Consider the following 22,702-nt stretch of genomic DNA (forward strand, 5'->3'; position numbering starts at 1 on the left):
GATTGTCGCTCAAAGTCATCATCCTGCCAATACTATTGCGCAAGATGGTACTATTTTTTAGACAGACATCAGGCGTATGCTTGAGTCGTATTTTGTCTGGTCCAGGAAAATTGCTATGACACCCGCCGTTAAATTACTCGAAAAAAACAAAATTTCTTTCCAGATCCACACCTACGATCACGATCCGTCCGAGACGAACTTTGGTGATGAAGTGGTGCGCAAGTTAGGTCTGAATGCGGACCAGGTCTACAAAACGCTGCTGGTTGCCGTGAATGGCGATATGAAGCATCTGGCAGTTGCGGTCACGCCTGTAGCCGGTCAATTGGATCTCAAAAAGGTCGCTAAGGCTCTGGGGGCTAAAAAGGTTGATATGGCCGATCCAATGGTTGCGCAACGAACCACCGGTTATCTGGTGGGGGGGATCAGCCCATTAGGACAGAAAAAGAGATTGCCAACGCTCATTGATGCCCCTGCCCAGACGTTTGACACCATTTATGTTTCCGGCGGCAAACGCGGGCTGGATATCGAACTGGCAGCGGGCGATCTGGCGAAAATTCTGGATGCGAAATTCGCCGACATCGCACGCCGCGATTAAGCGGTTATAGAATGATTGCCTGATGGCGCGCAGCTTTAAGGCCTACAAATCGCACTGACCTGTAGGCCGGATAAGGTGCCCGCACCGCCATCCGGCACTCCGCCCTGTTACTGCCAGGTAACTTCCCCCTTCGGCTCATACACACTGGCATCCAGCGGTGAGTTCTTCTGCACAAACTCTTTCAGTACTTCCGCATCAATAAACCCGGTATTCACATAGCCTGGTTTGTTATCAATTCGCGGATAGCCATCGCCGCCGGTTGCGTTGAAGCTTAGCGTTGCCATACGATAGTTTTTGGCTGGGTCAACGGGTTCGCCTTTAATTTTCAAATCGTTAAGCTTGCCGTCTTTCGCCACAAAGCTGACGTTGGCAAACTGTGGATAGGCCCCGGAGTCCGGCTTCATTTGCGCCACGGCGGTCAGATAGTCAATCACCTCTTTCCCGCTCATGTCGGCATACACCACGATGTTTCCGAACGGCTGTACTTTCAGCACGCTCTTATAGGTGATATCGCCGCCTTCGATAGAATCACGGATGCCGCCGCCGCTCATCACGCCAAAATCAGCACTGGTTCGCGCCATTTGCGCAGCCAGCAGCAAATGTCCCATGTTGGTTTGCACGAAACGGACTTTGCTTCGGTCGCCTTCGAGGCGCGCATTGACGCTACCAATTTTCACGTCGAGCTGCGCTTTACCTTTATTCTGGAACGGCGTCAGCAGCGAGAGCATTTGCTGATTTTCAGCTATTTCCGGGGTATAGAGTACGCGCTCACTTTTACCGTTGTCCCAGGTCACTTTTTTCTTCAGGTTGACGGGAATGAGCTGGTAGTTGACCATTTTCATTTCGCCGTTACGGAACTCAAAGTCCGCCCGGCCCACATATTTCCCCCACTCGTGCGCCTGCACAATCCAGATCCCATTTTGCTTGTCTGGCGCACACGGCGTACCCGGTACGTAATCAACCTGCTTCTTGTTCTCTGAAGCCATACACACCGGATCCTGCGAGTGACCACCGACAATCATCGCCAGCGATCCCGCCGGCAGGCTACGCGCCATTTCGACATCGCCAGGGGCGTTCGAGCCGTGGTTGCCGTTGTCATAATGTCCCATATGGGTGGTCGCGATAATGATGTCTGGCTTTTCACCCATATTCAGTTCCTGGATAACCAGTTTGGCTTCATCAGCAGGTTTACGGAACTCAATATCGGTAAAGAACTCGGGGTTGCCTATTTTCGCCGTATCGTCGGTGGTTAAACCGAGTACAGCAATTTTTAAATCCTGGCGCTTAAAGATGGCCCACGGCTTAAACAAACGCTCGCCGGTGCTTTTCTGATAGATATTGGCCGAGAGAAACGGAAATTTGGACCATTTTTCCTGCTGACGCAGTACGGTCATGGGATTATCAAACTCGTGGTTTCCGACCGCCATCGCGTCATAGCCAATCAGGTTCATCCCACGAAAATCAGGTTCCGCATCCTGCAGATCGGACTCCGGTACACCGGTATTAATGTCGCCACCGGAAAGCAGCAGTACGCTGCCCCCTTCCTCTGCCACCTCTTTACGAATACCGTCCACCAGCGTTTTTTGCGCCGCCAGTCCGTATTCTCCGTATTCGCTGCGCCAGAAGTGACCGTGATGATCGTTGGTATGCAGAATGGTAATTTTGTAGGTTTTATCTTTTTCGTACGCTTGTGCAGGCTGACCTGCCAGCGTAAATGCGGCTAATAACGCCAGCGCCACGCCCCGTTTTAAAAACTTCATATTTCTCTCCCTGAGCCAAAATCAACGACTGAAATTACAATGATATGAAATAATAGTCGAAAATGTTTTCAGAAATGAGACTTCCTTCAAACACCTTCCGCAGGTATGTTAGTCAGGTAATAATAACAAAATAGATTACCCTCATAATCGCAACCCAAACAGAAGTGACTTTCTATGGCAATAAGTGAACCAACCCAGCCTGTGGCTGGCGCGTCAGCGTCGGTTGCTAAAGCACGCACCTCATTTGGCATTTTAGGAGCGATCAGCCTCTCCCATCTGCTAAACGATATGATTCAGTCGCTGATCCTGGCGATTTATCCGCTATTGCAGTCAGAGTTCTCGCTAACGTTCATGCAGATCGGGATGATCACCCTAACCTTCCAGCTTGCTTCTTCGCTGCTGCAACCGGTGGTGGGTTACTGGACGGACAAATACCCGATGCCGTGGTCGCTGCCCATTGGGATGTGCTTCACGCTGAGTGGGCTTGTTTTGCTGGCCATGGCCGGCAGCTTCCATATGGTGTTGCTCGCCGCGGCGCTGGTTGGCACCGGCTCTTCGGTATTTCATCCGGAATCGTCCCGCGTGGCGCGCATGGCCTCCGGCGGTCGTCACGGCCTGGCGCAGTCAATTTTCCAGGTTGGCGGCAACTTCGGCAGCTCTCTGGGACCCTTGCTGGCAGCTGTCATCATCGCGCCATATGGTAAGGGTAATGTGGCCTGGTTTGTTCTGGCTGCGTTATTAGCGATTGTCGTCCTGGCACAAATCAGCCGTTGGTATGCCGCGCAGCATCGGATGAGTAAAGGAAAACCGAAAGTCGCCATCGTCAATCCGTTACCGCGCAATAAAGTGGTGCTAGCGGTAAGCATCCTGCTGGTGCTGATTTTCTCCAAATACTTCTATATGGCGAGCATCAGCAGCTATTACACCTTTTATCTGATGCAAAAATTCGGATTATCGGTACAAAACGCCCAGTTTCACCTGTTTGCCTTCCTGTTTGCCATCGCGGCCGGGACGGTGATTGGCGGACCATTAGGCGATAAAATTGGCAGAAAATATGTTATTTGGGGGTCTATCCTCGGCGTTGCGCCATTTACCCTCGTTTTACCCTACGCAACGCTGGAATGGACCGGAATTTTAACCGTGATCATTGGTTTTATCCTCGCATCGGCGTTTTCTGCTATTTTGGTGTACGCGCAGGAGCTGCTTCCTGGGCGTATCGGCATGGTTTCTGGGCTATTTTTCGGTTTTGCCTTCGGTATGGGCGGCTTGGGAGCCGCGGTGCTAGGGCTGATAGCCGACCATACCAGCATCGATTTGGTCTACAAAATATGTGCTTTCCTGCCACTTCTGGGGATACTGACCATATTCTTACCTGATAACCGACACAAAGCCTGATTTTCTGACGGCCAAAAGTAAATTTTGGCCGTCATTACTTGCAGTAGCCATCAGCCTTTACCTCTCACATATCACCATACTTTTCCGATCCGTGCTTTTTTACGCTTAAAATCCCGTTTTCTTCAAAATTCAACAATTATTCATAAACATAAACATTAAAATTGTCATAAACTATTACTCGTAGTTTGGGTTTTCAGGATCATCACAGCAACCAAAGGAGACGGAATGCATCACGCCACCCCGCTTATCACCACCATTGTCGGCGGCCTTGTGCTCGCTTTTATATTAGGCATGATTGCCAATAAACTGCGTATTTCTCCTCTGGTGGGATATCTGTTAGCGGGCGTTCTGGCCGGTCCATTTACACCTGGTTTTGTTGCTGATACTAAGCTCGCGCCTGAGCTGGCCGAGCTTGGCGTTATTCTGCTGATGTTTGGCGTGGGGCTGCACTTTTCGTTGAAGGATTTGATGGCGGTAAAGTCTATCGCCATTCCCGGCGCGATTGCCCAGATAGCGGTGGCAACGCTGCTGGGTATGGCGCTTTCCGCCATATTGGGCTGGTCACTGATGGTGGGTATCGTGTTTGGTCTGTGTCTTTCAACCGCCAGTACCGTGGTGCTACTGCGTGCGCTTGAAGAACGACAGCTCATTGACAGCCAGCGCGGGCAAATCGCCATTGGCTGGTTGATTGTCGAAGATCTGATGATGGTGCTGACGCTGGTTCTCCTGCCAGCCGTCGCCGGGATGCTGGAAAAAGAAGACGTCGGCTTTGCCTCGCTGGCCGTCGATATGGGTATTACCATCGGTAAGGTGGTGGCGTTTATCGCGATCATGATGCTGGTGGGTCGTCGCCTGGTACCGTGGATTATGGCCCGCAGCGCCGCAACCGGTTCACGCGAACTGTTTACCCTCTCTGTCCTCGCCCTCGCCTTAGGTATCGCCTTTGGCGCAGTAGAGCTGTTCGATGTCTCCTTTGCGCTGGGCGCGTTCTTCGCCGGTATGGTGCTGAATGAATCTGAACTAAGCCACCGTGCGGCGCATGATACTCTGCCGCTGCGCGATGCGTTCGCCGTGCTGTTCTTCGTTTCCGTCGGGATGCTGTTCGATCCGTTAGTTCTGATCCAGCAGCCGTTGGCGGTACTGGGCACGCTGGCGATTATCATCTTTGGTAAATCCCTTGCCGCCTATTTCCTGGTGCGCCTGTTTGGTCACTCCCAACGCACAGCGCTCACCATTGCCACCAGCCTGGCGCAGATTGGTGAATTTGCCTTTATCCTGGCGGGTCTGGGAATGGCGTTGAACCTGCTGCCGCAGGCCGGACAGAATCTGGTGCTGGCCGGGGCAATCCTGTCCATCATGCTCAACCCGGTGCTGTTTGCGGTGTTAGAAAAATACCTCGCCAAAACAGAAACGCTGGAGGAGCAGACGCTGGAAGAGGCTATCGAAGAAGAGAAGCAAATTCCGGTGGATATCTGCAATCATGCCTTGCTGGTTGGCTTTGGTCGCGTCGGCAGCCTGCTGGGTGAGAAATTGATGGCTGCGGGGATCCCGCTGGTGGTGATCGAAACCTCACGTACCCGGGTGGATGAACTGCGCGAGCGTGGGATCAGCGCGGTACTGGGAAATGCCGCCAACGAAGAGATTATGAATCTGGCGCATCTGGATTGCGCGCGCTGGCTGCTGCTGACCATTCCCAATGGTTATGAAGCGGGTGAAATTGTCGCTTCTGCACGTGAGAAATGCCCGTCGATTGAGATTATCGCCCGCGCGCATTATGACGATGAGGTGGAATATATTACCGAACGCGGCGCCAACCAGGTCGTCATGGGTGAGCGTGAAATCGCCCGCACCATGCTGGAGCTGATTGAAACGCCGCCTGCAGGTGAAGTTGCTACGGCCAGTTAATGTCCGTGCCGGATAGCGTTATCGCTTATCCGGCCTATGCAAGATTTAACGGTCCCAGTACGACTCTTCGAGACTGTCTTCACGTTCCGGTAAACCGCGCGTCAGGCGCGGTGAATGCTGGTTCAGCACCTGATAACTCACGCGATTAGCATACTTACACACCTGGGCTAACGACGAATAGGTCAGCCAGGTGAACTTGTGCTTGCTGGAGTTAGGCACGTTGCTGCGGTGATAGCTGTTGGCGGTAATATCATGCAGCAATGCCGCCAGCGCGCCGTCACCTGCGCCGTTGGTGTTCATTATCTTCTCAGGCCCGCCCATATACGGTGCAATGTGCGAATACACGCGCAGCGGATTGGTACAGTCTTTATGGCGCATGGCGCGGCTGAATTCGTACTGGTTAAATTCGGCAATAGCACCAGGGAGCAGCGGATGCTGGGTTTTACGTTTAACTTCTTCTTCCGTAAAGCCCGCCATATACAGACCCGCCGGACCCGCCGTGCACAGCACCAGATCCACCCAATCCAGCGCCTTGTCAGATGCCAGCAGAGGGTCGTTCTCGCCGGTCAGCGCTTCAGCCTCTTCTTCATTCATCGCCAGAATAGAGACATGCTCTTTCAGGAATGCCTGCCACCACTGTGGGTTATCGGCAATAACGAATTTGGTGCCCAGGGTCAGAACCACCGGCACATTGTGCTTTTTGGCGTATTCAATCGCCTTCATGGTCGCTTCCGGCATCGGCTCACCCGGTTCGCAGCGCACCAGATAAGACGTCAGCACCAGCGCGGACGCTCCGGCAATCACTGATTCAGGGATGCTATCCGCTCGTAGCTTATTCATATGCCCAGGGCTGATTGCGAAGGTACGCTCACCTGACTCGCCAATCAGTGTAAAGCAGCGGCCAATCGGTCCGTTAACGCCTTGCAGGTAATTCAGGTCGGTACGGCTGGAGGTATTGCATAAATAGCGGTAAGCATAGCTGCCAATCTCGATATTGCTGCACATCACGCCCAGCAGCACCGAGCGGTCATCCGCCAACACAGAGTAGTTGTGCATCGTGTTACCGATAGTACCGCCCGCAAACTGATGGGTGATCAAATTTTCACGCACCAGTTCCTGGTAGAGCGCTTCTGCGACATCATCGGCAATCACCAGAGAATGCCCTGCGCTTAATCCATAACGTTTTACAAAGTCATCATCCACTTTGGCTTCAATATCCACCAGCGTCTGGTCGATACCTACCACCCAGGCTGCGCTGGTTTCATTTTCTGGCTGAATTTGTTGCAGCAACGGATCGCGCGCGCTGACGGGAAAATAGTGTTTGGATTTGCGTTTACCGGGAAATTTCATGGTCGATTTTACGGGTGGTTAACTGAGCGATGCATGGTAGCACATTCCCTGCCACGCATGCGATGCGGCGCTAAGTTTCAATATCAGACGGTGAGATCGCAGTTTATACGGGATTAATTTCTACAATAACTCACCTTCACAAGGAGCGTTTTATGAAGCCGGAAAACAAGATCCCCGTACTCGACAGAATTTCGGATGAAATGAAAAGCGTGGTGAATTTTCATCGCGACGATCTGCCGCCGTGGCCCGCTGCAGATGACTTCGTGGCCCAGCGCCAACACTACATTCATGAACGGCAGCTGTGGAATGCCGATGCCCCAGAGATGAATACCCGCGAATGCGTTATTTCTACCGCATGCGGCCCCGTGGCCACACGTATTTACTCACCGCAGCCTCATAGCCTGGCAACGTTGTATTATCTGCATGGCGGCGGTTTTATTCTCGGTAATCTGGATACCCACGACCGTATTATGCGCTTGCTGGCGCGCTATACGCAGTGCACGGTAATTGGTATCGACTATTCGCTTGCGCCAGAAGCCCGTTTCCCGCAAGCCATCGAAGAGATTGCCGCCGTCTGCCAGTATTTTCATCAGCACGCTGGCGACTATTCTCTTAATGTGAATCATATCGGTTTTGCGGGCGATTCCGCCGGAGCCATGCTGGCGCTTGCCAGCGCGCTGTGGCTACGGGATAAACGCATTGCCTGCGGCAAGGTGGCTGGAGTGCTGTTGTGGTATGGGCTTTACGGCCTGCAAGATTCACTGAGTCGACGGCTGATGGGCGGAGCGTGGGATGGGTTAACCCGCGAGGACTTGCAGATGTACGAAAACGCGTACCTGCGTAGCGCTGACGATCGCGAGTCACCGTATTATTGCCTGTTTAATAACGATCTGACGCGTGACGTGCCACCGTGTTTTATCGCTGGCGCTGAGTTTGATCCGCTGATTGACGATAGCCGCTTACTATTCCAGACGTTGCAGGCGCATCAGCAGCCCTGCCAGTACAAAATGTACCCCGGTACGCTACACGCCTTCCTGCACTATTCGCGAATGATGAAAACCGCCGACGATGCGTTGCGGGAAGGCGCTCGTTACTTCAGAGCCCAGCTTTAACGGTAAGCGTCGGTCAGTTTAACCATCATTTCGATATGTTCCGGTGCGGCATTAAGCGCCGGAATATACTCATATTGCTTACCGCCAGCTTCGAGGAAAATCTCCCGGTTTTGTACCGCTATCTCTTCCAGCGTTTCGAGGCAATCTGCCGAGAAGCCCGGACACATAACCTGGATATGTTGTGTCCCTTTCTCCGCCAGCATTTTTAACGTTTCGTCGGTATACGGCGTCAGCCACGGTTCGCGACCAAAGCGAGACTGGAAGGTCATCATTACTTTTTCTGGCGGCAGGCCAAGCGCTGAAACCAGCTCTCGGGTGGTATCGCGACAGCGCTGCGGGTAGTCATCGCCTTCATCGGCGTAACGCTGCGGAATGCCGTGATAGGAGAGCAGCAGCAAATCAGGTTCACCGTGTTGAGCAAATGAATCCCGGGCACTCTTCGCCAGCGCATCGATGTAGCTGCTGTCATCGGCGTAATCACGAATAAATGAAACGCCAGGAATACCGCGTTTACGCGCTAAGATACGCGCCAGCTCGTCCCAGACTGCCGCCACCGTCGAACAGGAATATTGCGGGTACAGCGGTAACACCACCATGTGTTCAACCCCGCTTGCCAACAGTTCATCGACCGCGCTTTCAAGCGACGGCGAACCGTAGCTCATTCCCAGCGCAACAGGGGTATTTGGTAGACGCTCTGCCAGCGCACGCTGTTGTGCCTTGCTATAAACCATCAGCGGGGAACCGTCTTCCATCCAGATTGACTGGTACAGCTTGGCTACGCGTGGCGCACGCAACGGTAAAATCACCCCGCGCAGAAGCGGCCACCACAGTGCAGGTGACGTATCAACTACGCGTGGATCGCTTAAAAACTGGCGCAGGTAGCGCTTAACGGCTTCGGGGGTTGGGGCATCGGGAGTGCCGAGGTTTGCCAGCAGGATACCGGTTTTCGTCTGACGCATTACCGCCTCTTATCGATTCAAATTGTTGATAATTGTAGCGGAAAAGCGATAAAGAAGAACTAATTGCTGTGAGAGGTAAGACGAGAATTTGCCTGATGGCGCTACGCTTATCAGGCCTACGCGATAATGGCAGGCCTGATAAGAGGTTTAATACGCGAAAAAATTAGCCGAGGATTTTTTCCAGCGCTGCGCGCACGTCAGCAACGGCCTGAGTGCCATCAACTTTCGCGTATTTGGTGTTACCCGCCTGCGCTTCTTTAGAGTAGTAGCCGATCAGCGGAGCGGTCATCTGATGGTATTCCACCAGGCGCTTACGTACAGTTTCTTCCTGATCGTCTTTACGGGTGGTCAGCTCTTCGCCAGTCACGTCGTCTTTACCTTCAACCTTAGGCGGGTTGAATTTGATATGGTAAACGCGGCCAGAAGCAGCGTGTACGCGACGACCCACGATACGGTCAACGATCAGTTCGTCAGGAACATCGAACTCCAGAACGTAGTCCACGTTGATGCCCGCTTCTTTCATGGCGTCTGCCTGCGGAATAGTACGCGGGAAGCCATCCAGCAGGAAACCATTACGGCAGTCTTCCTGAGCAATACGCTCTTTTACCAGCGCGATCACCAGCTCATCAGTCACCAGCTTACCGGCGTCCATGATGTCTTTCGCTTGTTTGCCCAGCTCGGAGCCAGATTTCACGGCAGCACGCAGCATATCACCGGTGGAGATTTGCGGAATACCATACTTCTCCATGATGAACTGAGCCTGAGTTCCTTTACCCGCGCCCGGAGCGCCAAGCAGAATGATACGCATTACGAAAATCCCCTTAAAGGTTGTCGATATTTTTTAAAAAGCGCTAAACGATACCACCATCACGCAATTGGCTCAAGAAAGACGCCCGACGCTGAAACGGTTAACGGTGGGAAAATTAAAAATAAGGCGAGAAAATGCCGGATGGCGGTGGAAACACCGTATCCGGCATACTATTACGAGATGCTGTAGGCCGGATAAGCGTTAACGCCATCCGGCATTACATTACGGGTATCAGGACACCAGCAACTGGTTCATACGACGGATGAACTGGTTAGGGTCTTCCAGCGTGCCGCGCTCAGCAAACAGCGCCTGATCCAGCAGCAGTTCGACCCACTCTTTGAACTGCGCTTCGTCCTGGGTATCTGCCGTGCGTTTTACCAGCACGTGGTCCGGGTTGAGTTCAAAGATATATTTCACTTCCGGTACGGCCTGGCCCGCAGCGGCAAACAGTTTCGCCATCTGGGTGCTCATTTCATCCGCATCGGTGGTGACGATGGCTGGCGTGTCGGTCAGACGGTGAGTCAGACGCACTTCTTTCACGCGGTCGCCCAGCAGGGTTTTCACGCGCTCAACGAACGGCGTCAGCGCTTTTTCCGCTTCTTTTGCCGATTCATCAACTTCATCCGCCAGCTTGTCGATGGACTCGTCAGCTTTGGCAACAGACTGGAATGCCTTACCGTCGAACTCGGTCAGGTAGTTCATCATCCACTCATCGATGCGGTCAGAAAGCAGCAGCACTTCGATGCCTTTCTTACGCAGCAGTTCCAGGTGCGGGCTGCTCTTCGCTGCCGCATAGCTGTCTGCGGTGATGTAGTAGATTTTCTCCTGCCCTTCTTTCATCCGCGACACGTAGTCTTCCAGCGACACGGTCTGTGCGGAGGAGTCAGTGTGCGTAGACGCGAAGCGCATCAGCTTAGCGATCGTTTCCTGGTTGGCGTGATCTTCCGCCGGGCCTTCTTTCAGTACCAGGCCGAACTGTTTCCAGAAGGTCTGGTATTTTTCCGCGTCGTCTTTCGCCAGTTTTTCCAGCATCTGCAGTACGCGTTTGGTCAGCGCGCTGCGCAGGTTACGGGTGACGGTGCTATCCTGCAGGATCTCACGGGAAACGTTCAGCGGCAGATCGTTGGAATCTATCAGACCGCGCACAAAGCGCAGGTAGTTCGGCATGAACTGCTCGGCGTCGTCCATAATAAACACACGCTGGACGTACAGTTTCAGACCATGCTTGTGATCGCGGTTCCACATATCCCACGGAGCCTGGGACGGGATGTACAGCAGGCTGGTGTACTCCTGCTTACCTTCCACACGGTTATGGCTCCAGGTCAGCGGGTCAGTGAAGTCGTGGGCGATGTGCTTGTAGAACTCGTTGTATTCGTCGTCTTTGATTTCCGACTTGTTACGGGTCCACAGCGCCTGCGCTTTGTTGATCTTTTCCCAGGAAACCACGGTCTCGCCGTCTTTTTCTTCGGATTTTTCGATCTCTACCGGCAGCGCGATATGGTCGGAATATTTGCTGATGATGGAACGTACGCGCCAGTCATCAAGGAACTCATCTTCGCCTTCACGCAGATGTAGGGTGATTTCGGTGCCGCGATCGTCTTTGGTGATATCGGCAACGGTGTACTCACCTTCGCCCGCAGATTCCCAGAACACGCCGTTTTCCGGCTTATCGCCCGCAGCGCGGGTACGCACGGTGACTTTGTCCGCCACGATGAACGCAGAGTAGAAACCCACCCCGAACTGGCCGATCAACTGGCTGTCTTTCGCCTGATCGGATCCCATGGATTCGAGGAAAGATTTAGTACCGGATTTCGCAATGGTCCCCAGATGATCGATAACGTCATCACGGTTCATCCCCACGCCGTTATCGGCAATGGTCAACGTACGTTTATCTTTATCGAAGGAAACACGTACACGCAGCTCACCGTCGCCTTCATACAGGTCCGGGTTAGACAGGGCGCGGAAACGCAGCTTGTCTGCCGCATCCGAGGCGTTAGAGATAAGCTCACGCAGGAAGATTTCTTTATTGGAATACAGAGAATGGATCATCAGGTGCAGAAGTTGTTTTACTTCTGACTGAAAACCACGAGTTTCTTGTCCTTTCATGTAGATCTACCTCAACAATGCCATTTTCAATGGTAAAAACACGTTGAGGGTGAAATGGGGACAAGCGGGAAGGATTTCAAGCGGAAGCCGCCGTCGCGGCCTCCGTTTGTTCAGAATTTAATCTTGTGTCGCCCTGCCAGAGAGTGCGACAGCGTAGTGCCATCGACCATTTCCAGCTCGCCGCCTACCGGAACGCCATGGGCGATACGGCTGGCTTCAACGCCATATTGCATGCAAAGCTCAGCAATATAGTTGGCGGTCGCCTCTCCTTCGACCGTAGGATTGGTCGCCAGGATCAGTTCGTTGATTTGCTCAGACTCCAGTCGCTGTTCGAGACGATCCAGCCCGATATCATCAGGGCCAATACCATCCAGCGGCGACAGGTGTCCCATCAGCACGAAGTAACGTCCGGAAAACTGCCCGGTTTGCTCAATGGCGTAGATGTCCGCCGGACTCTCCACCACACAAATCTGACCGTTTTCCTGGCGACGCGGGTTCGAGCAAATGTTGCAGACGTCTTGCTCTGTGAAGGTGCGGCAATCGGCACAGTGGCCGATTTCCGACATTGCCTTCGTTAACGCCTGTGCCAGACGCATCCCGCCGCTGCGATCGCGCTGAAGCAGCGTGAACGCCATGCGCTGCGCCGACTTCGGGCCAACGCCCGGCAGACAGCGCAGTGCTTCCATAAGCTGAGTTAACAGCGGGCTGGTTTGCATCAGAACGGCATCTTAAAGCCAGGCGGCAGCTGCATTCCGGAGGAAACAGAGGCCATCTTCTCTTTCTGCGTCTCTTCAATGCGACGCGCCGCGTCGTTGAATGCCGCAGCAACCAGATCTTCCAGCATCTCTTTGTCGTCTTCCAGCAGGCTTGGATCGATCTCCACGCGACGGCAGTTGTGCGCGCCGTTAATGGTCACTTTTACCAGACCCGCGCCAGATTCGCCGGTCACTTCCAGCTTGGCGACTTCTTCCTGCATCTGCTGCATTTTTTCTTGCATCTGCTGGGCCTGTTTCATCAGGTTACCCAGACCGCCTTTACCAAACATAGGCTTCTCTCTCAATCACGTTAAGGGATGACGACCGTCAAACCATTAGGCTCACGATCAAATGGGGCGAATACTCTCTTCGTCCAGCTCCGCATCGAAAAAACGACGCAGCGTCTGAATGTTATTATCCGCAATAATCGACTCACGCGCCTGCGCGAGTTTCTCTTCATAAATGGCCTGACGCCACTCCAGCGGCGTACGCACCGCTGGATTATCATCTTCAACGATGGTCAATTCAACCGTTGACCCCGTTAAGGAACTCAGTGCTTCAGCCAGTTTTTGCTGCGCGCCGCTGGAATTTAGGTGTCGCTGCGTGGAACGCAGGTGCAGGCAAACTACGTTGCCATTCTCTTCTTTCCAGGCATTAAGCGCTACCTGCTCCACCAGTTTAGGCAGCGAGAGCTGACTCACCTGGGCGGCCCACGGGTCGCGTTCAATGGCTTCAGCCGCAAGCTTTGCCGCCAGTTCCGGCGTTTTTTCATGCTCAAGCGCTTTTTTCAGCGCTTTCGGCGTGGCAACGACTTCTTTAACTTCTGCAACAGGATTGGTCGCTTTCCAGCGATACGCTTCTTTCTTCGCCGGTGCTTTTTCCAGCGCAGAGACCGCCGGACGCGCCTGAACACGTTCCGACACCGAAGCCAGTCTTTCCAGCGCAGCATTATTCACCGGCCGCGCGCGGGAAGCGGCTGCCGGTTCACTCTTTTTTGCTTTGGTTGCTCCCTGAGCGCGTTGCAACTGGCTACGCGCCGCCAACACCTGACTGGTGGCATCGGAGAGCGGCACATTCTGTTGCTGTTGTGCAGGCGCAGGCTGCTGCTGCACCTGCGTCGGGGTCATCACCGCAGTGGGTGCGACCGGGGCAAACGACTGTCGTGGAACTTCAGGTTCCGGGAGCGGCGTGCGCGGATGAAAAGCCAGCGCACGCAGCAGCGTCATTTCGACGCCCATTCGCCTGTCCGGTGCATACGGCAGTTCTTTGCGGCCGATTAACAAAGTCTGGTAGTAAAGCTGCACATCGGTTGGCGGAACAATTCGCGCCAGTTCACGCATACGCTGTTCAATGGCGGCCATATCGCTGCCGAGCGCGGCAGGCGAAAGCTGAACCATGGCAATACGATGCAGCAAAGCCGACATCTCAACCAGCAGCGCTTCCCATTCGATACCGCGCGCGGCGGCGTCGTTTACCAGCGCCATAACGCGTTCGCCGTCCGCAGCCACAACCGCTTCAACGAGCGAGAGCGCCTGGTCGTCGTCCAGCGTGCCGAGCATGGTGCTGACCGCCTCGGTCGAGACCTGACCATCGCCGCTGGCGATCGCCTGATCGGTCAGGCTCAGCGCATCACGCAGGCTACCGTCCGCGGCGCGAGCCAGCAGTTGCAGTGCACGTGGTTCATGGGCGATATGCTCTTCTTTGAGGATATGCTCAAGCTGATGGCGAATCTGTTCGACATCCAACGCTTTAAGATGGAATTGCAGACAGCGCGACAGGATAGTCACCGGCAGCTTCTGCGGATCGGTAGTCGCCAGCAGGAACTTAACGTGCGCGGGCGGCTCTTCGAGCGTTTTCAGCAAGGCATTAAAACTGTGGCGCGACAGCATGTGCACTTCGTCGATCAAGTAGACCTTAAAGCGACCGCGCGCAGGCGCATACTGGACGTTATCCAGCAGGTCACGGGTGTCTTCGACTTTGGTGCGTGAGGCGGCGTCGATTTCAATCAGATCGACAAAACGCCCCTGCTCGATTTCCCGGCAGTTATCGCACACGCCACACGGCGTGGCGGTGATGCCGGTTTCACAGTTTAATCCCTTCGCCAGCAAGCGGGCGATAGAGGTTTTCCCGACGCCACGGGTGCCGGAAAACAAATAAGCATGATGAATACGCCCTAGCGACAAGCCGTTCGCCAGTGCCGTCAGCACATGTTCCTGGCCGACGACGTCAGCAAAGGTTTGTGGGCGCCATTTTCGGGCTAAGACCTGATAACTCATTGGCAGGCTCTGAAAGGCTGGAGGGTGGATTCACAGGGGGATAATGCTAACACAACCTCGCAGCGACGGCGAGGTTGACACGTTATATTCGGGCGTTATCGTTGCAGTCAGTTTGGTTTCGGGCAGCGCACAGAAACCGGAGCGTACACGCAGTACGTGAGGATTTCGAGCACTGACCGGGGCCAAAATGGCAAAAAAGATAGCCCTAAATTAGTGGCCCGGGAATGGAACCAGGCTATAACAGGTAAGCCCCTGTTTTTCCAGACGCTGTTCGCCGCCCAGATCAAACAGGTTAATGATAAAAGCAGCATCGGTAACTTCACCACCCAGACGGCGGATCAGCTTCACGGTCGCTTCAATCGTGCCGCCAGTTGCCAGCAGGTCGTCCACAACCAGCACTTTATCGCCAGGTTTGATGGCATCAACGTGGATTTCCAGCTGATCGGTGCCGTACTCCAGCTCATAGGTCTCAGCAATAACTTCACGCGGAAGCTTACGGGGTTTGCGTACCGGAACAAAGCCGACGCCCAAACCCAACGCTACCGGCGCGCCAAACAGGAAGCCACGCGCTTCGGTGCCAACCACTTTAGTGATACCCGCATTTTTGTAGCGTTCAACCAGCAATTCAATGCTGAGGGCGTAGGCTTTCGGGTCTTCCAGTAAACTGGTGACATCACGAAAGAGAATGCCCGGTTTTGGGTAGTCGTGGATGCTTTTGATGCTATTTTTGAGAAACTCAAGCTGCTGTGCTGTCGCGGTCATAAGTTTGTGCCTGATTAATACAGTATTACTTCACGGCGCACTAAACACTTCATCCTCGACGAATCTTGAATGATTTTGTGTCTATATAAGAGTCAAGGTTACACTTGCTTAACCTTTGACCACCTGCGCCTGTGCTCGAAAACGGTCGAATTTACTGGCTGTGAGAGACAATTGCAACAGCGATTATTGCGCTTTACTGCTTTTGTTGTTTTTCATCAATCACCGGGATCCGCCACATAAAAATCAGTAAACAGGCGAGAATAACCAGCAGCAGGCCGCGCACCCACATCATATTGACCAGCCAGAGCGAAATACCAAACGTCACCAGAATCAACAAAATAGCGCGCGGTTTTGCTCCCGGCGGCATCGCACGGTGTTTTTGCCAGTGGCGCAAATACCCGCCGAACCACGAACGGTAAAGCAACCAGTCGTGAAAACGCGGCGATGAGCGGGCAAAACACCAGGCAGCCAGCAGTATAAACGGCGTCGTCGGCAACAGAGGCAATACTACGCCCAGCGTACCTAGCACTACCGCTATCCAGCCAATGATGATTAGAATAATGCGTTGCATAATATGAGTACTTAACACAGAGAATCGCTACTTTAGCATAACGGTTCTCATTTTCATCGGAGTGTTGTTGTGAAAACCGCCATGCTGTTACAGACGCTCGAAAACCAGCTTAACCGCTTGCGACAACATTGCGCCCCGCTGGCGCACCACACAACGCTTAGCGCCCGCTTTGACAGGCATCTGTTTCACACGCGCAGCACGTTGCTGCAGGCCTGTCTGGATGAGGCTGACGATAATCTTACTGCCCTGCGTCGCGCCGTTGAGCAGCAACAACTCCCACAAATCACCTGGCTTGCGGAACACCTTGCCTCACAGTTAGAGGCGATTTCACGTGAAACCGCCAGTTGGTCCCTTCGAGAGTGGGACAGCGCTTCTCCAGGTCTGGCGCGCTGGCAGCGCAAGCGGGTCCAACATCAGGAATTTGAACGCCGTCTGGTTGAAATGACGCGTGAACGCAAAGAGCGTCTGGCTCAGGCTACCGGCTTTGAAGAACAGCAAAAACTGCATCGTGAAGTAGAAGCATTCGAGGCGCGACTGGCGCGTTGTCGCCATGCTCTGGCAAGAATAGAAAACGTGCTGGCGCGTTTAACCCGCTAATCCCCGGAGAATTTATGTCATTAGAGAACGCCCCGGACGAGGTCAAACTGGCCGTCGATTTGATTGTTTTACTTGAGGAAAATCAGGTTGCGCCTGAAACCGTACTGAAGGCGCTGGAGATTGTTAAACGGGATTACGAAAAGAAACAGCTCTCTTGTTCAAAAAACGCGATATAGCTGGAATGCCTGAAAGCGTTGCACTTATCAGGCCTACGAATGAATCGAAGCTCGCAGGCCAGATGAGTTTTTCTATTAACCTACCGAAGGCGTCGGATCATCACCTTTAATGATGTCACGCTTAACCTCGGTCACGGTATCACCTTTCGCGTTATGCAGGTGCACTTCGAGCTGGTTAAAGGCGATATCAATGTCGTTTTCACGGCACAAACGATCGACCGCACGGTTCAGTTCATCAACCGTGTGGCTACGATCGCGCAGTTCACGCACGTATAAACGCAGTTCATGATCCAGCGTGCTGGCACCGAAGGCGGTAAAGAACACCGCAGGCTCTGGATCGTGCATCACTTTCGGGTGTTCCATCGCCGCCTGCAGCAGCACTTTCTTCACTTTATCCAGATCCGAACCGTAGGCCACGCCGATGCGGATCACCAGACGCGTGGTGGTATCGGAAAGCGACCAGTTGATCAAACGCTCCGTCACAAATGCTTTGTTCGGGATGATCACCTCTTTGCGATCGAAGTCGGTAATAGTGGTGGCACGGATACGGATCTTGCTGACCGTTCCTGAGAACGTACCGATAGTCACGGTATCGCCGATGCGGACCGGGCGTTCAAACAGAATAATCAGACCCGAAACAAAGTTACCGAAGATTTCCTGCAAGCCAAAACCAAGACCAACCGACAGGGCTGCTGCCAGCCACTGTAGCTTATCCCATGAAACACCGAGCGATCCGAAGACCGTCATCGCGCCGATGGCGATGATCGCGTAGTTAAGGATCGTGGTGATCGCATACGAAGCGCCCTGACGCATCTTCAGCCGCGACAGCACCAGCACTTCCAGCAGGCCGGGTAAGTTACGGATCAGCGCCCACGCGACCATTGAGGCAATAATCGCAAACAGCAGGCTGCCCATGGTGACGTCTTTCACCACCGCAGCTCCCGCTTCGGTGCCGTTGTAATGCCAGAGCGTAATGCTATCGAGATAACTGAACACGGTGATTAGATCGGACCAAATTGCCCAGAACAGAATACCAAACAGCGCAACCATCACCAGCATTGTTATACGCAGCGTTTGCTGGTTAACCTGCTCAAGCGCAATGGTCGGTTCTTCCTGCGGCTCGGCTCCTTCCGCCCCTTCTTTCACCAGGTTCTGACGACGCGCTAAGGCACGGCGCCAGGCGATACGACGTGCCGCCACGCTCAATCCACGCAGTACCGTCTGATACAGCAGGTTCCAAAGGATAACCAGATAGACCGTTTCAATCCAACGACCGGCCAGGCGCAACGTGGTGTAGAAATACCCTGTCGCCGTCAGCACCATTAATGCAATCGGGATAATTGAGAGGACAGTAATGGTAACCAGACGCAAGCCATGCGACTCTTTGTCACGCCAGCTTTCACGACACATTGGCCATACCAGGAAGGCGATCAGCAGCAGGTTGAGGAAAATAACTACCTGACCCAGCACATCATCCATCAAATTAAGCGGCGACAGCTCAGCAATGACCGACCAGAAGTTGAGCGGTAACAGCGCCAGGCTAATACGCACGATCTGGCGGCGCCAGTGGCTTGTCTGTTTCGCTGGCATACCAAAATGACGAATTGCCACGCCATCTTTTTCCAGCACCTTCCAGCACAGACCAAACACCAGCCAGAAGACTGTCATCTTCTTACTGAACGCCCACAGCAGGTCGCTGATATTCAACTGCATGGTAAGCAGAATCAGGCCCAAGGCGAGGATAATCAGGCACGCAGGTAACGCTCGGATCAGATCGATCAGAATCGCTTTTGGTGTATTGAGCTGACTGTCATTACGCAGATTCCCTACTGCGGCGGCTAATTTCGCCTGATACTCTTTCAACCATTTCAAACGCCAGCGGATTAACCCAGCAATAAGCAGTAGTGGCAGCCCCGCCAGGAACGCAATAAAGACGGCGGGCCAGGCTTTTTCCCAGTTCACCGTGATTTTCATCGACTTAAACTGGTCTTTTAACGTTTGTGGGAAGGCTTTGATCCAGTCCCAGTCCATCGGACGGTTACTATTTACCCAGAAGATTTGCTGCGTGAGGATCCCTTTCAGGTTCTTCGACACGCTCATTAGCTGCTGTTGATTGATTTGCAGGTTAATCGCCATCATCAACTGGTTGCCCAGCTGCTTGTTCAGCTGATCCAACAGTTCACGGCGCATATCCACAACCTGCAGCAGGGCATCATGGACTTCACCATTCACTTCGTTGCTGTGCCCTTCTTCCAGTTTGGCGACAAACGCATCGTTCTGGAATAGCGCATCACGCTGCTGGTTTATCTCAAACTGTTCCAGACGCAAATCGGCGATCCGGTTGGTCATATCGGCAAGTTCATCCGCCGACGGCAGCGTTTGTTGTTGCTGATACAGAATACGCGACAGCAGCAGGCTGCCTTTCAGGACGGCAATCTGTTCTTTAATGTTGCGTTCGGATTGCAGCGCGCGGTCAAGCCAGTTTTTGACTTTGATATTCTGCTGCATCAGGTTGTTGCCGTTTTCGGTCGCGGCAATCAGACGCTGACTTAGCTGATGGTTAACGTCCAGTTCCTGCTTCACTAACGGATTTGACTGAATACGCTCGGCTTCATCCGGCGTTACCGCTTCCTGAGCTGTCTTTTCGGTTAACGTCAGTCGTTTGCTGTTCACCGCTTCTTGCAGAAGCTGGAGCTGATGTTCAAGCCGGTTACTGTTAGCTGTTACGTAATCACGTTGTTTTTGCAAGGTATCCTGCAAAACAGTATTACCTTCGAGGCTCTTACGCTGTTGGTCGATCTGCGCACTCAGCAGCGCCTGCTGTGCCTGCAGCAACACCTGCTGGCTGGGGCGTAACGCAGCCTCTCCCACATTGTTGCCATCGAGTCGATTACGAATTTGCTGCATTTGCTGCGACGCGGTGTACATCGCATTCTGCACACGCTCTGGCTGCGTCTGGAGCGACACCAGTTGGCTGTTGTAAGCGGCAAGATCGTTTTGCGCACTTTGCAGGTCATCCAAAATCTGTGCCACGCGCGACTCAAGCTGTCGCAAGGAGAGTGTACTCAGCGTTTTTCGCGTTTCATCGTCGTTATCGACATCGCTGAGCGAATTTAACGCATCCGTCGCCTGACGCATTTTCTCCGGTGCCTGGGCAACTTTCTGGCGAAGCTGTACGGTCTCATCTTTCACGCGATCGATTTTATCCAACGTGGCGATGGTATCGATGAGATCCTGTTGGACCAGCTTATCCTGCGCGGAGAGATCTTTTTGTTTACTCAGCGCGTCCAGTTGGCTCTGAATATCCGCTTTCGTCGGCAGTTCACCACTCTGTTGCGCCCGCGCAAAAGCAGACGACTGGCAAGATAGCAAGAGAATGAAGAAAAGAATGGTAATAGCAATAAGATGCTGTGAACGTTTATAGAGCTGCAACATAGTCATGAGAGTGAACGTTTCTGAACCGGAAAAGTGACCGAAAATAGTCAAGCGGCAAGAATATCACGGCTGTGACCGGCAGAATAGCAGCAGGCAAAACGACCAGGAGAATTCCTGGTACAGGCCCAAAACGTTTAGTGGATTTCCGCCACGCCAAGCCGCAGAGTTGGGCACATAAGGCACATCTCCAGCAGCACAGCGACGTATTCCCGAGCTTCTTTTTTCAGATCAAACGATTCGGGGGCAAATAACCAGTTTTCTATGATTCCGGTAATATAGCTGCGCAACAGGACCGCCACGCGACGGGTGTTCAGGTTTTCCGGCAGCATATTGGCATCCATACAGTGCCGCAATGTTTGTTCGATACGATCGTAATTTTCAATACAAAGATGGCGTTGAGCTAACTGAACAGAGGCCATTTCCCCGACAAATTCGCATTTGTGGAATATAATTTCCAGCAACAAACGTCGGCGTTCTTCTGTCACGGTAGCTTCAAGAACGTAAATTAAAATTTCTCTTAATACTGATAGTGGATCGTCGGGGAATTTTGCCTGATACTCAGTCTCTAACTCATCAATGTTAGGTTTTGCTAGCTCCCAGATTTCACTGAATAAATCCGACTTGTTTTTGAAATGCCAATAGATTGCGCCGCGCGTGACACCAGCGGCTTTTGCGATCTCCGCAAGCGAGGTGGATGATACCCCTTGTTGCGAAAACAAATGCAGAGCAACATCGAGAATATGCTGTCGTGTTTCCTGTGCTTGTTGTTTGGTTTTTCGTGCCATATGTCAGTGAATTTACAGGCGTTAGATTTACATACATTTGTGAATGTATGTACCATAGCACGACGATAATATAAACGCAGCAATGGGTTTATGGGCTTTAAGCCATTGATCAATTTGAAATCGGACACTCGAGGTTTACATATGAACAAAAACAGAGGGTTAACGCCTCTGGCAGTCGTTCTGATGCTCTCAGGCAGCTTAGCGCTAACAGGATGTGACGACAAACAGGCCCAACAAGGGGGCCAGCAGATGCCAGAGGTTGGAGTTGTTACGCTCAAAACTGAACCTCTACAGATAACAACTGAGCTTCCGGGTCGCACCAGTGCGTTTCGCATTGCAGAAGTTCGTCCTCAGGTTAGCGGTATTATCCTGAAGCGTAATTTCACGGAAGGTGGCGATATCGAAGCGGGTGTATCTCTCTATCAGATTGATCCTGCAACTTACCAGGCCGCTTATGAAAGCGCAAAAGGCGATCTGGCCAAAGCACAAGCCGCAGCAAATATCGCTCAACTGACGGTTAAACGTTATCAGAAACTGTTGGGTACCAAGTACATCAGTCAACAGGACTATGATAGCGCGCTGGCAGACGCACAGCAGGCAAACGCCGCCGTTGTCGCCGCGAAAGCCGCGGTAGAAACTGCACGCATCAATCTGGCCTATACCAAAGTGACGTCGCCGATCAGCGGCCGCATTGGTAAATCATCCGTTACGGAAGGTGCTCTGGTGCAAAACGGTCAAGCGACCGCGCTGGCGACCGTTCAACAGTTGGACCCGATCTACGTGGACGTGACGCAGTCAAGCAACGACTTCCTGCGCCTGAAACAAGAGCTGGCCAACGGCACGCTGAAGCAAGAGAACGGCAAAGCGAAAGTCGAACTGGTAACCAATGACGGCATTAAATTCCCGCAGTCCGGCACGCTGGAATTTTCTGATGTGACGGTTGATCAAACTACCGGGTCGATTACGTTACGCGCCATCTTCCCTAACCCGGATCACACCTTACTGCCGGGTATGTTCGTTCGCGCACGTCTGGAAGAAGGGATTAACCCAACGGCATTACTGGTTCCACAGCAAGGCGTTACCCGTACACCGCGTGGCGATGCCAGTGCATTGGTTATCGGTGCAGACAACAAAGTTGAAACTCGTCAAATTGTCGCCGCACAAGCGATTGGCGACAAATGGTTAGTCACTGATGGACTTAAGCCGGGCGACCGCGTGATTGTCACTGGGCTGCAGAAAGTACGTCCTGGCGCGCAGGTAAAAGCGCAGGAAATCACCGCTGATAACAACCAGCAAGGCCAAAGCGGTAGCCAGCCTGAACAGTCCAAGTCTTAACTTAAACAGGAGCCGTTAAG

19 protein-coding genes and 1 other annotated feature are annotated in these 22,702 nt (G+C 53.0%); of the genes, 7 read left to right on the forward strand and 12 right to left on the reverse strand.

Annotated elements, in window-relative coordinates; all coding sequences use genetic code 11:
- Nucleotides 1-115 precede the first annotated feature (115 nt).
- On the forward strand, nucleotides 116-595 hold the full coding sequence (gene ybaK, locus OGY04_RS12805) for a Cys-tRNA(Pro)/Cys-tRNA(Cys) deacylase YbaK (protein ID WP_003831056.1): 480 nt from the start codon (nucleotides 116-118) through the stop codon (nucleotides 593-595).
- Between the two features lie 107 nt (nucleotides 596-702).
- Here ybaK and ushA read toward each other — a convergent pair whose 3' ends face one another.
- Nucleotides 703-2,355: a bifunctional UDP-sugar hydrolase/5'-nucleotidase UshA gene (gene ushA / locus OGY04_RS12810; RefSeq protein WP_057067773.1), complete on the reverse strand. Its 1,653-nt coding sequence runs from the start codon at nucleotides 2,353-2,355 to the stop codon at nucleotides 703-705.
- Nucleotides 2,356-2,529: 174 nt separating this feature from the next.
- On the opposite strand from ushA, the gene OGY04_RS12815 reads away from it, so the two are divergent.
- Nucleotides 2,530-3,750 (forward strand): MFS transporter, encoded by a 1,221-nt coding sequence (locus OGY04_RS12815; RefSeq protein ID WP_286585362.1) that lies wholly within the window; start codon nucleotides 2,530-2,532, stop codon nucleotides 3,748-3,750.
- Nucleotides 3,751-3,975: 225 nt separating this feature from the next.
- A complete protein-coding gene (gene ybaL, locus OGY04_RS12820; protein WP_286585363.1) occupies nucleotides 3,976-5,655 on the forward strand; it encodes a YbaL family putative K(+) efflux transporter in 1,680 nt (559 codons plus the stop codon).
- Between the two features lie 45 nt (nucleotides 5,656-5,700).
- Here ybaL and gsk read toward each other — a convergent pair whose 3' ends face one another.
- Nucleotides 5,701-7,005: an inosine/guanosine kinase gene (gsk, locus tag OGY04_RS12825; RefSeq protein WP_003021781.1), complete on the reverse strand. Its 1,305-nt coding sequence runs from the start codon at nucleotides 7,003-7,005 to the stop codon at nucleotides 5,701-5,703.
- A 152-nt stretch (nucleotides 7,006-7,157) separates the two neighbouring features.
- Here gsk and aes point away from each other — a divergent pair, with 152 nt between their 5' ends.
- Nucleotides 7,158-8,117 carry an acetyl esterase gene (gene aes / locus OGY04_RS12830; protein ID WP_286585364.1) on the forward strand — a complete coding sequence of 320 codons (960 nt, stop codon included), beginning with the start codon at nucleotides 7,158-7,160 and terminating at the stop codon, nucleotides 8,115-8,117.
- Here aes and hemH read toward each other — a convergent pair.
- The 8 genes from hemH to OGY04_RS12870 form a co-directional block, all read right to left on the reverse strand.
- Nucleotides 8,114-9,076 (reverse strand): ferrochelatase, encoded by a 963-nt coding sequence (gene hemH / locus OGY04_RS12835; RefSeq protein WP_003831052.1) that lies wholly within the window; start codon nucleotides 9,074-9,076, stop codon nucleotides 8,114-8,116. The genes aes and hemH overlap by 4 nt on opposite strands.
- A gap of 163 nt (nucleotides 9,077-9,239) precedes the next feature.
- On the reverse strand, nucleotides 9,240-9,884 hold the full coding sequence (gene adk / locus OGY04_RS12840) for an adenylate kinase (protein ID WP_003021773.1): 645 nt from the start codon (nucleotides 9,882-9,884) through the stop codon (nucleotides 9,240-9,242).
- Between the two features lie 231 nt (nucleotides 9,885-10,115).
- Nucleotides 10,116-11,990 carry a molecular chaperone HtpG gene (gene htpG / locus OGY04_RS12845; protein WP_032942554.1) on the reverse strand — a complete coding sequence of 625 codons (1,875 nt, stop codon included), beginning with the start codon at nucleotides 11,988-11,990 and terminating at the stop codon, nucleotides 10,116-10,118.
- A gap of 110 nt (nucleotides 11,991-12,100) precedes the next feature.
- Nucleotides 12,101-12,706: a recombination mediator RecR gene (gene recR / locus OGY04_RS12850; RefSeq protein ID WP_003831050.1), complete on the reverse strand. Its 606-nt coding sequence runs from the start codon at nucleotides 12,704-12,706 to the stop codon at nucleotides 12,101-12,103.
- Nucleotides 12,706-13,035 (reverse strand): YbaB/EbfC family nucleoid-associated protein, encoded by a 330-nt coding sequence (locus tag OGY04_RS12855; protein ID WP_003021764.1) that lies wholly within the window; start codon nucleotides 13,033-13,035, stop codon nucleotides 12,706-12,708. Before OGY04_RS12855 ends, recR begins: the two co-directional genes overlap by 1 nt.
- 57 nt (nucleotides 13,036-13,092) lie before the next feature.
- Nucleotides 13,093-15,021 carry a DNA polymerase III subunit gamma/tau gene (dnaX, locus tag OGY04_RS12860; protein ID WP_286585365.1) on the reverse strand — a complete coding sequence of 643 codons (1,929 nt, stop codon included), beginning with the start codon at nucleotides 15,019-15,021 and terminating at the stop codon, nucleotides 13,093-13,095.
- Nucleotides 13,696-13,760, reverse strand: a sequence feature (DnaX frameshifting element). Its footprint overlaps the gene before it by 65 nt.
- Nucleotides 15,022-15,231: 210 nt before the next feature.
- The gene (apt, locus tag OGY04_RS12865; RefSeq protein ID WP_003021759.1) at nucleotides 15,232-15,783 is read right to left on the reverse strand and encodes an adenine phosphoribosyltransferase; all 552 of its coding nucleotides are present in this window, start codon (nucleotides 15,781-15,783) and stop codon (nucleotides 15,232-15,234) included.
- A gap of 193 nt (nucleotides 15,784-15,976) precedes the next feature.
- Entirely contained in the window at nucleotides 15,977-16,354 is a 378-nt protein-coding gene (locus OGY04_RS12870; protein WP_008783969.1) for a DUF454 family protein, read from the reverse strand.
- Between the two features lie 69 nt (nucleotides 16,355-16,423).
- Here OGY04_RS12870 and priC point away from each other — a divergent pair, with 69 nt between their 5' ends.
- Together priC and rsmS are read left to right on the forward strand one after the other, a co-directional pair.
- On the forward strand, nucleotides 16,424-16,951 hold the full coding sequence (priC, locus tag OGY04_RS12875) for a primosomal replication protein N'' (RefSeq protein ID WP_008783968.1): 528 nt from the start codon (nucleotides 16,424-16,426) through the stop codon (nucleotides 16,949-16,951).
- 14 nt (nucleotides 16,952-16,965) lie between these two features.
- On the forward strand, nucleotides 16,966-17,127 hold the full coding sequence (gene rsmS, locus OGY04_RS12880; protein ID WP_008783967.1) for a pleiotropic regulatory protein RsmS: 162 nt from the start codon (nucleotides 16,966-16,968) through the stop codon (nucleotides 17,125-17,127).
- Nucleotides 17,128-17,202: 75 nt separating this feature from the next.
- Here rsmS and mscK read toward each other — a convergent pair whose 3' ends face one another.
- Together mscK and acrR are read right to left on the reverse strand one after the other, a co-directional pair.
- Nucleotides 17,203-20,568 (reverse strand): mechanosensitive channel MscK, encoded by a 3,366-nt coding sequence (gene mscK / locus OGY04_RS12885; RefSeq protein ID WP_286585366.1) that lies wholly within the window; start codon nucleotides 20,566-20,568, stop codon nucleotides 17,203-17,205.
- Nucleotides 20,569-20,696: 128 nt separating this feature from the next.
- Nucleotides 20,697-21,347 (reverse strand): multidrug efflux transporter transcriptional repressor AcrR, encoded by a 651-nt coding sequence (acrR, locus tag OGY04_RS12890; protein ID WP_003831045.1) that lies wholly within the window; start codon nucleotides 21,345-21,347, stop codon nucleotides 20,697-20,699.
- Between the two features lie 141 nt (nucleotides 21,348-21,488).
- Here acrR and acrA point away from each other — a divergent pair, with 141 nt between their 5' ends.
- A complete protein-coding gene (gene acrA, locus OGY04_RS12895; protein WP_003831044.1) occupies nucleotides 21,489-22,682 on the forward strand; it encodes a multidrug efflux RND transporter periplasmic adaptor subunit AcrA in 1,194 nt (397 codons plus the stop codon).
- The last annotated feature ends 20 nt before the right edge of the window (nucleotides 22,683-22,702 follow it).

The sequence above is a fragment of the Citrobacter sp. Cpo091 genome (genome assembly GCF_030332645.1).
Taxonomy (GTDB): domain Bacteria; phylum Pseudomonadota; class Gammaproteobacteria; order Enterobacterales; family Enterobacteriaceae; genus Citrobacter; species Citrobacter portucalensis.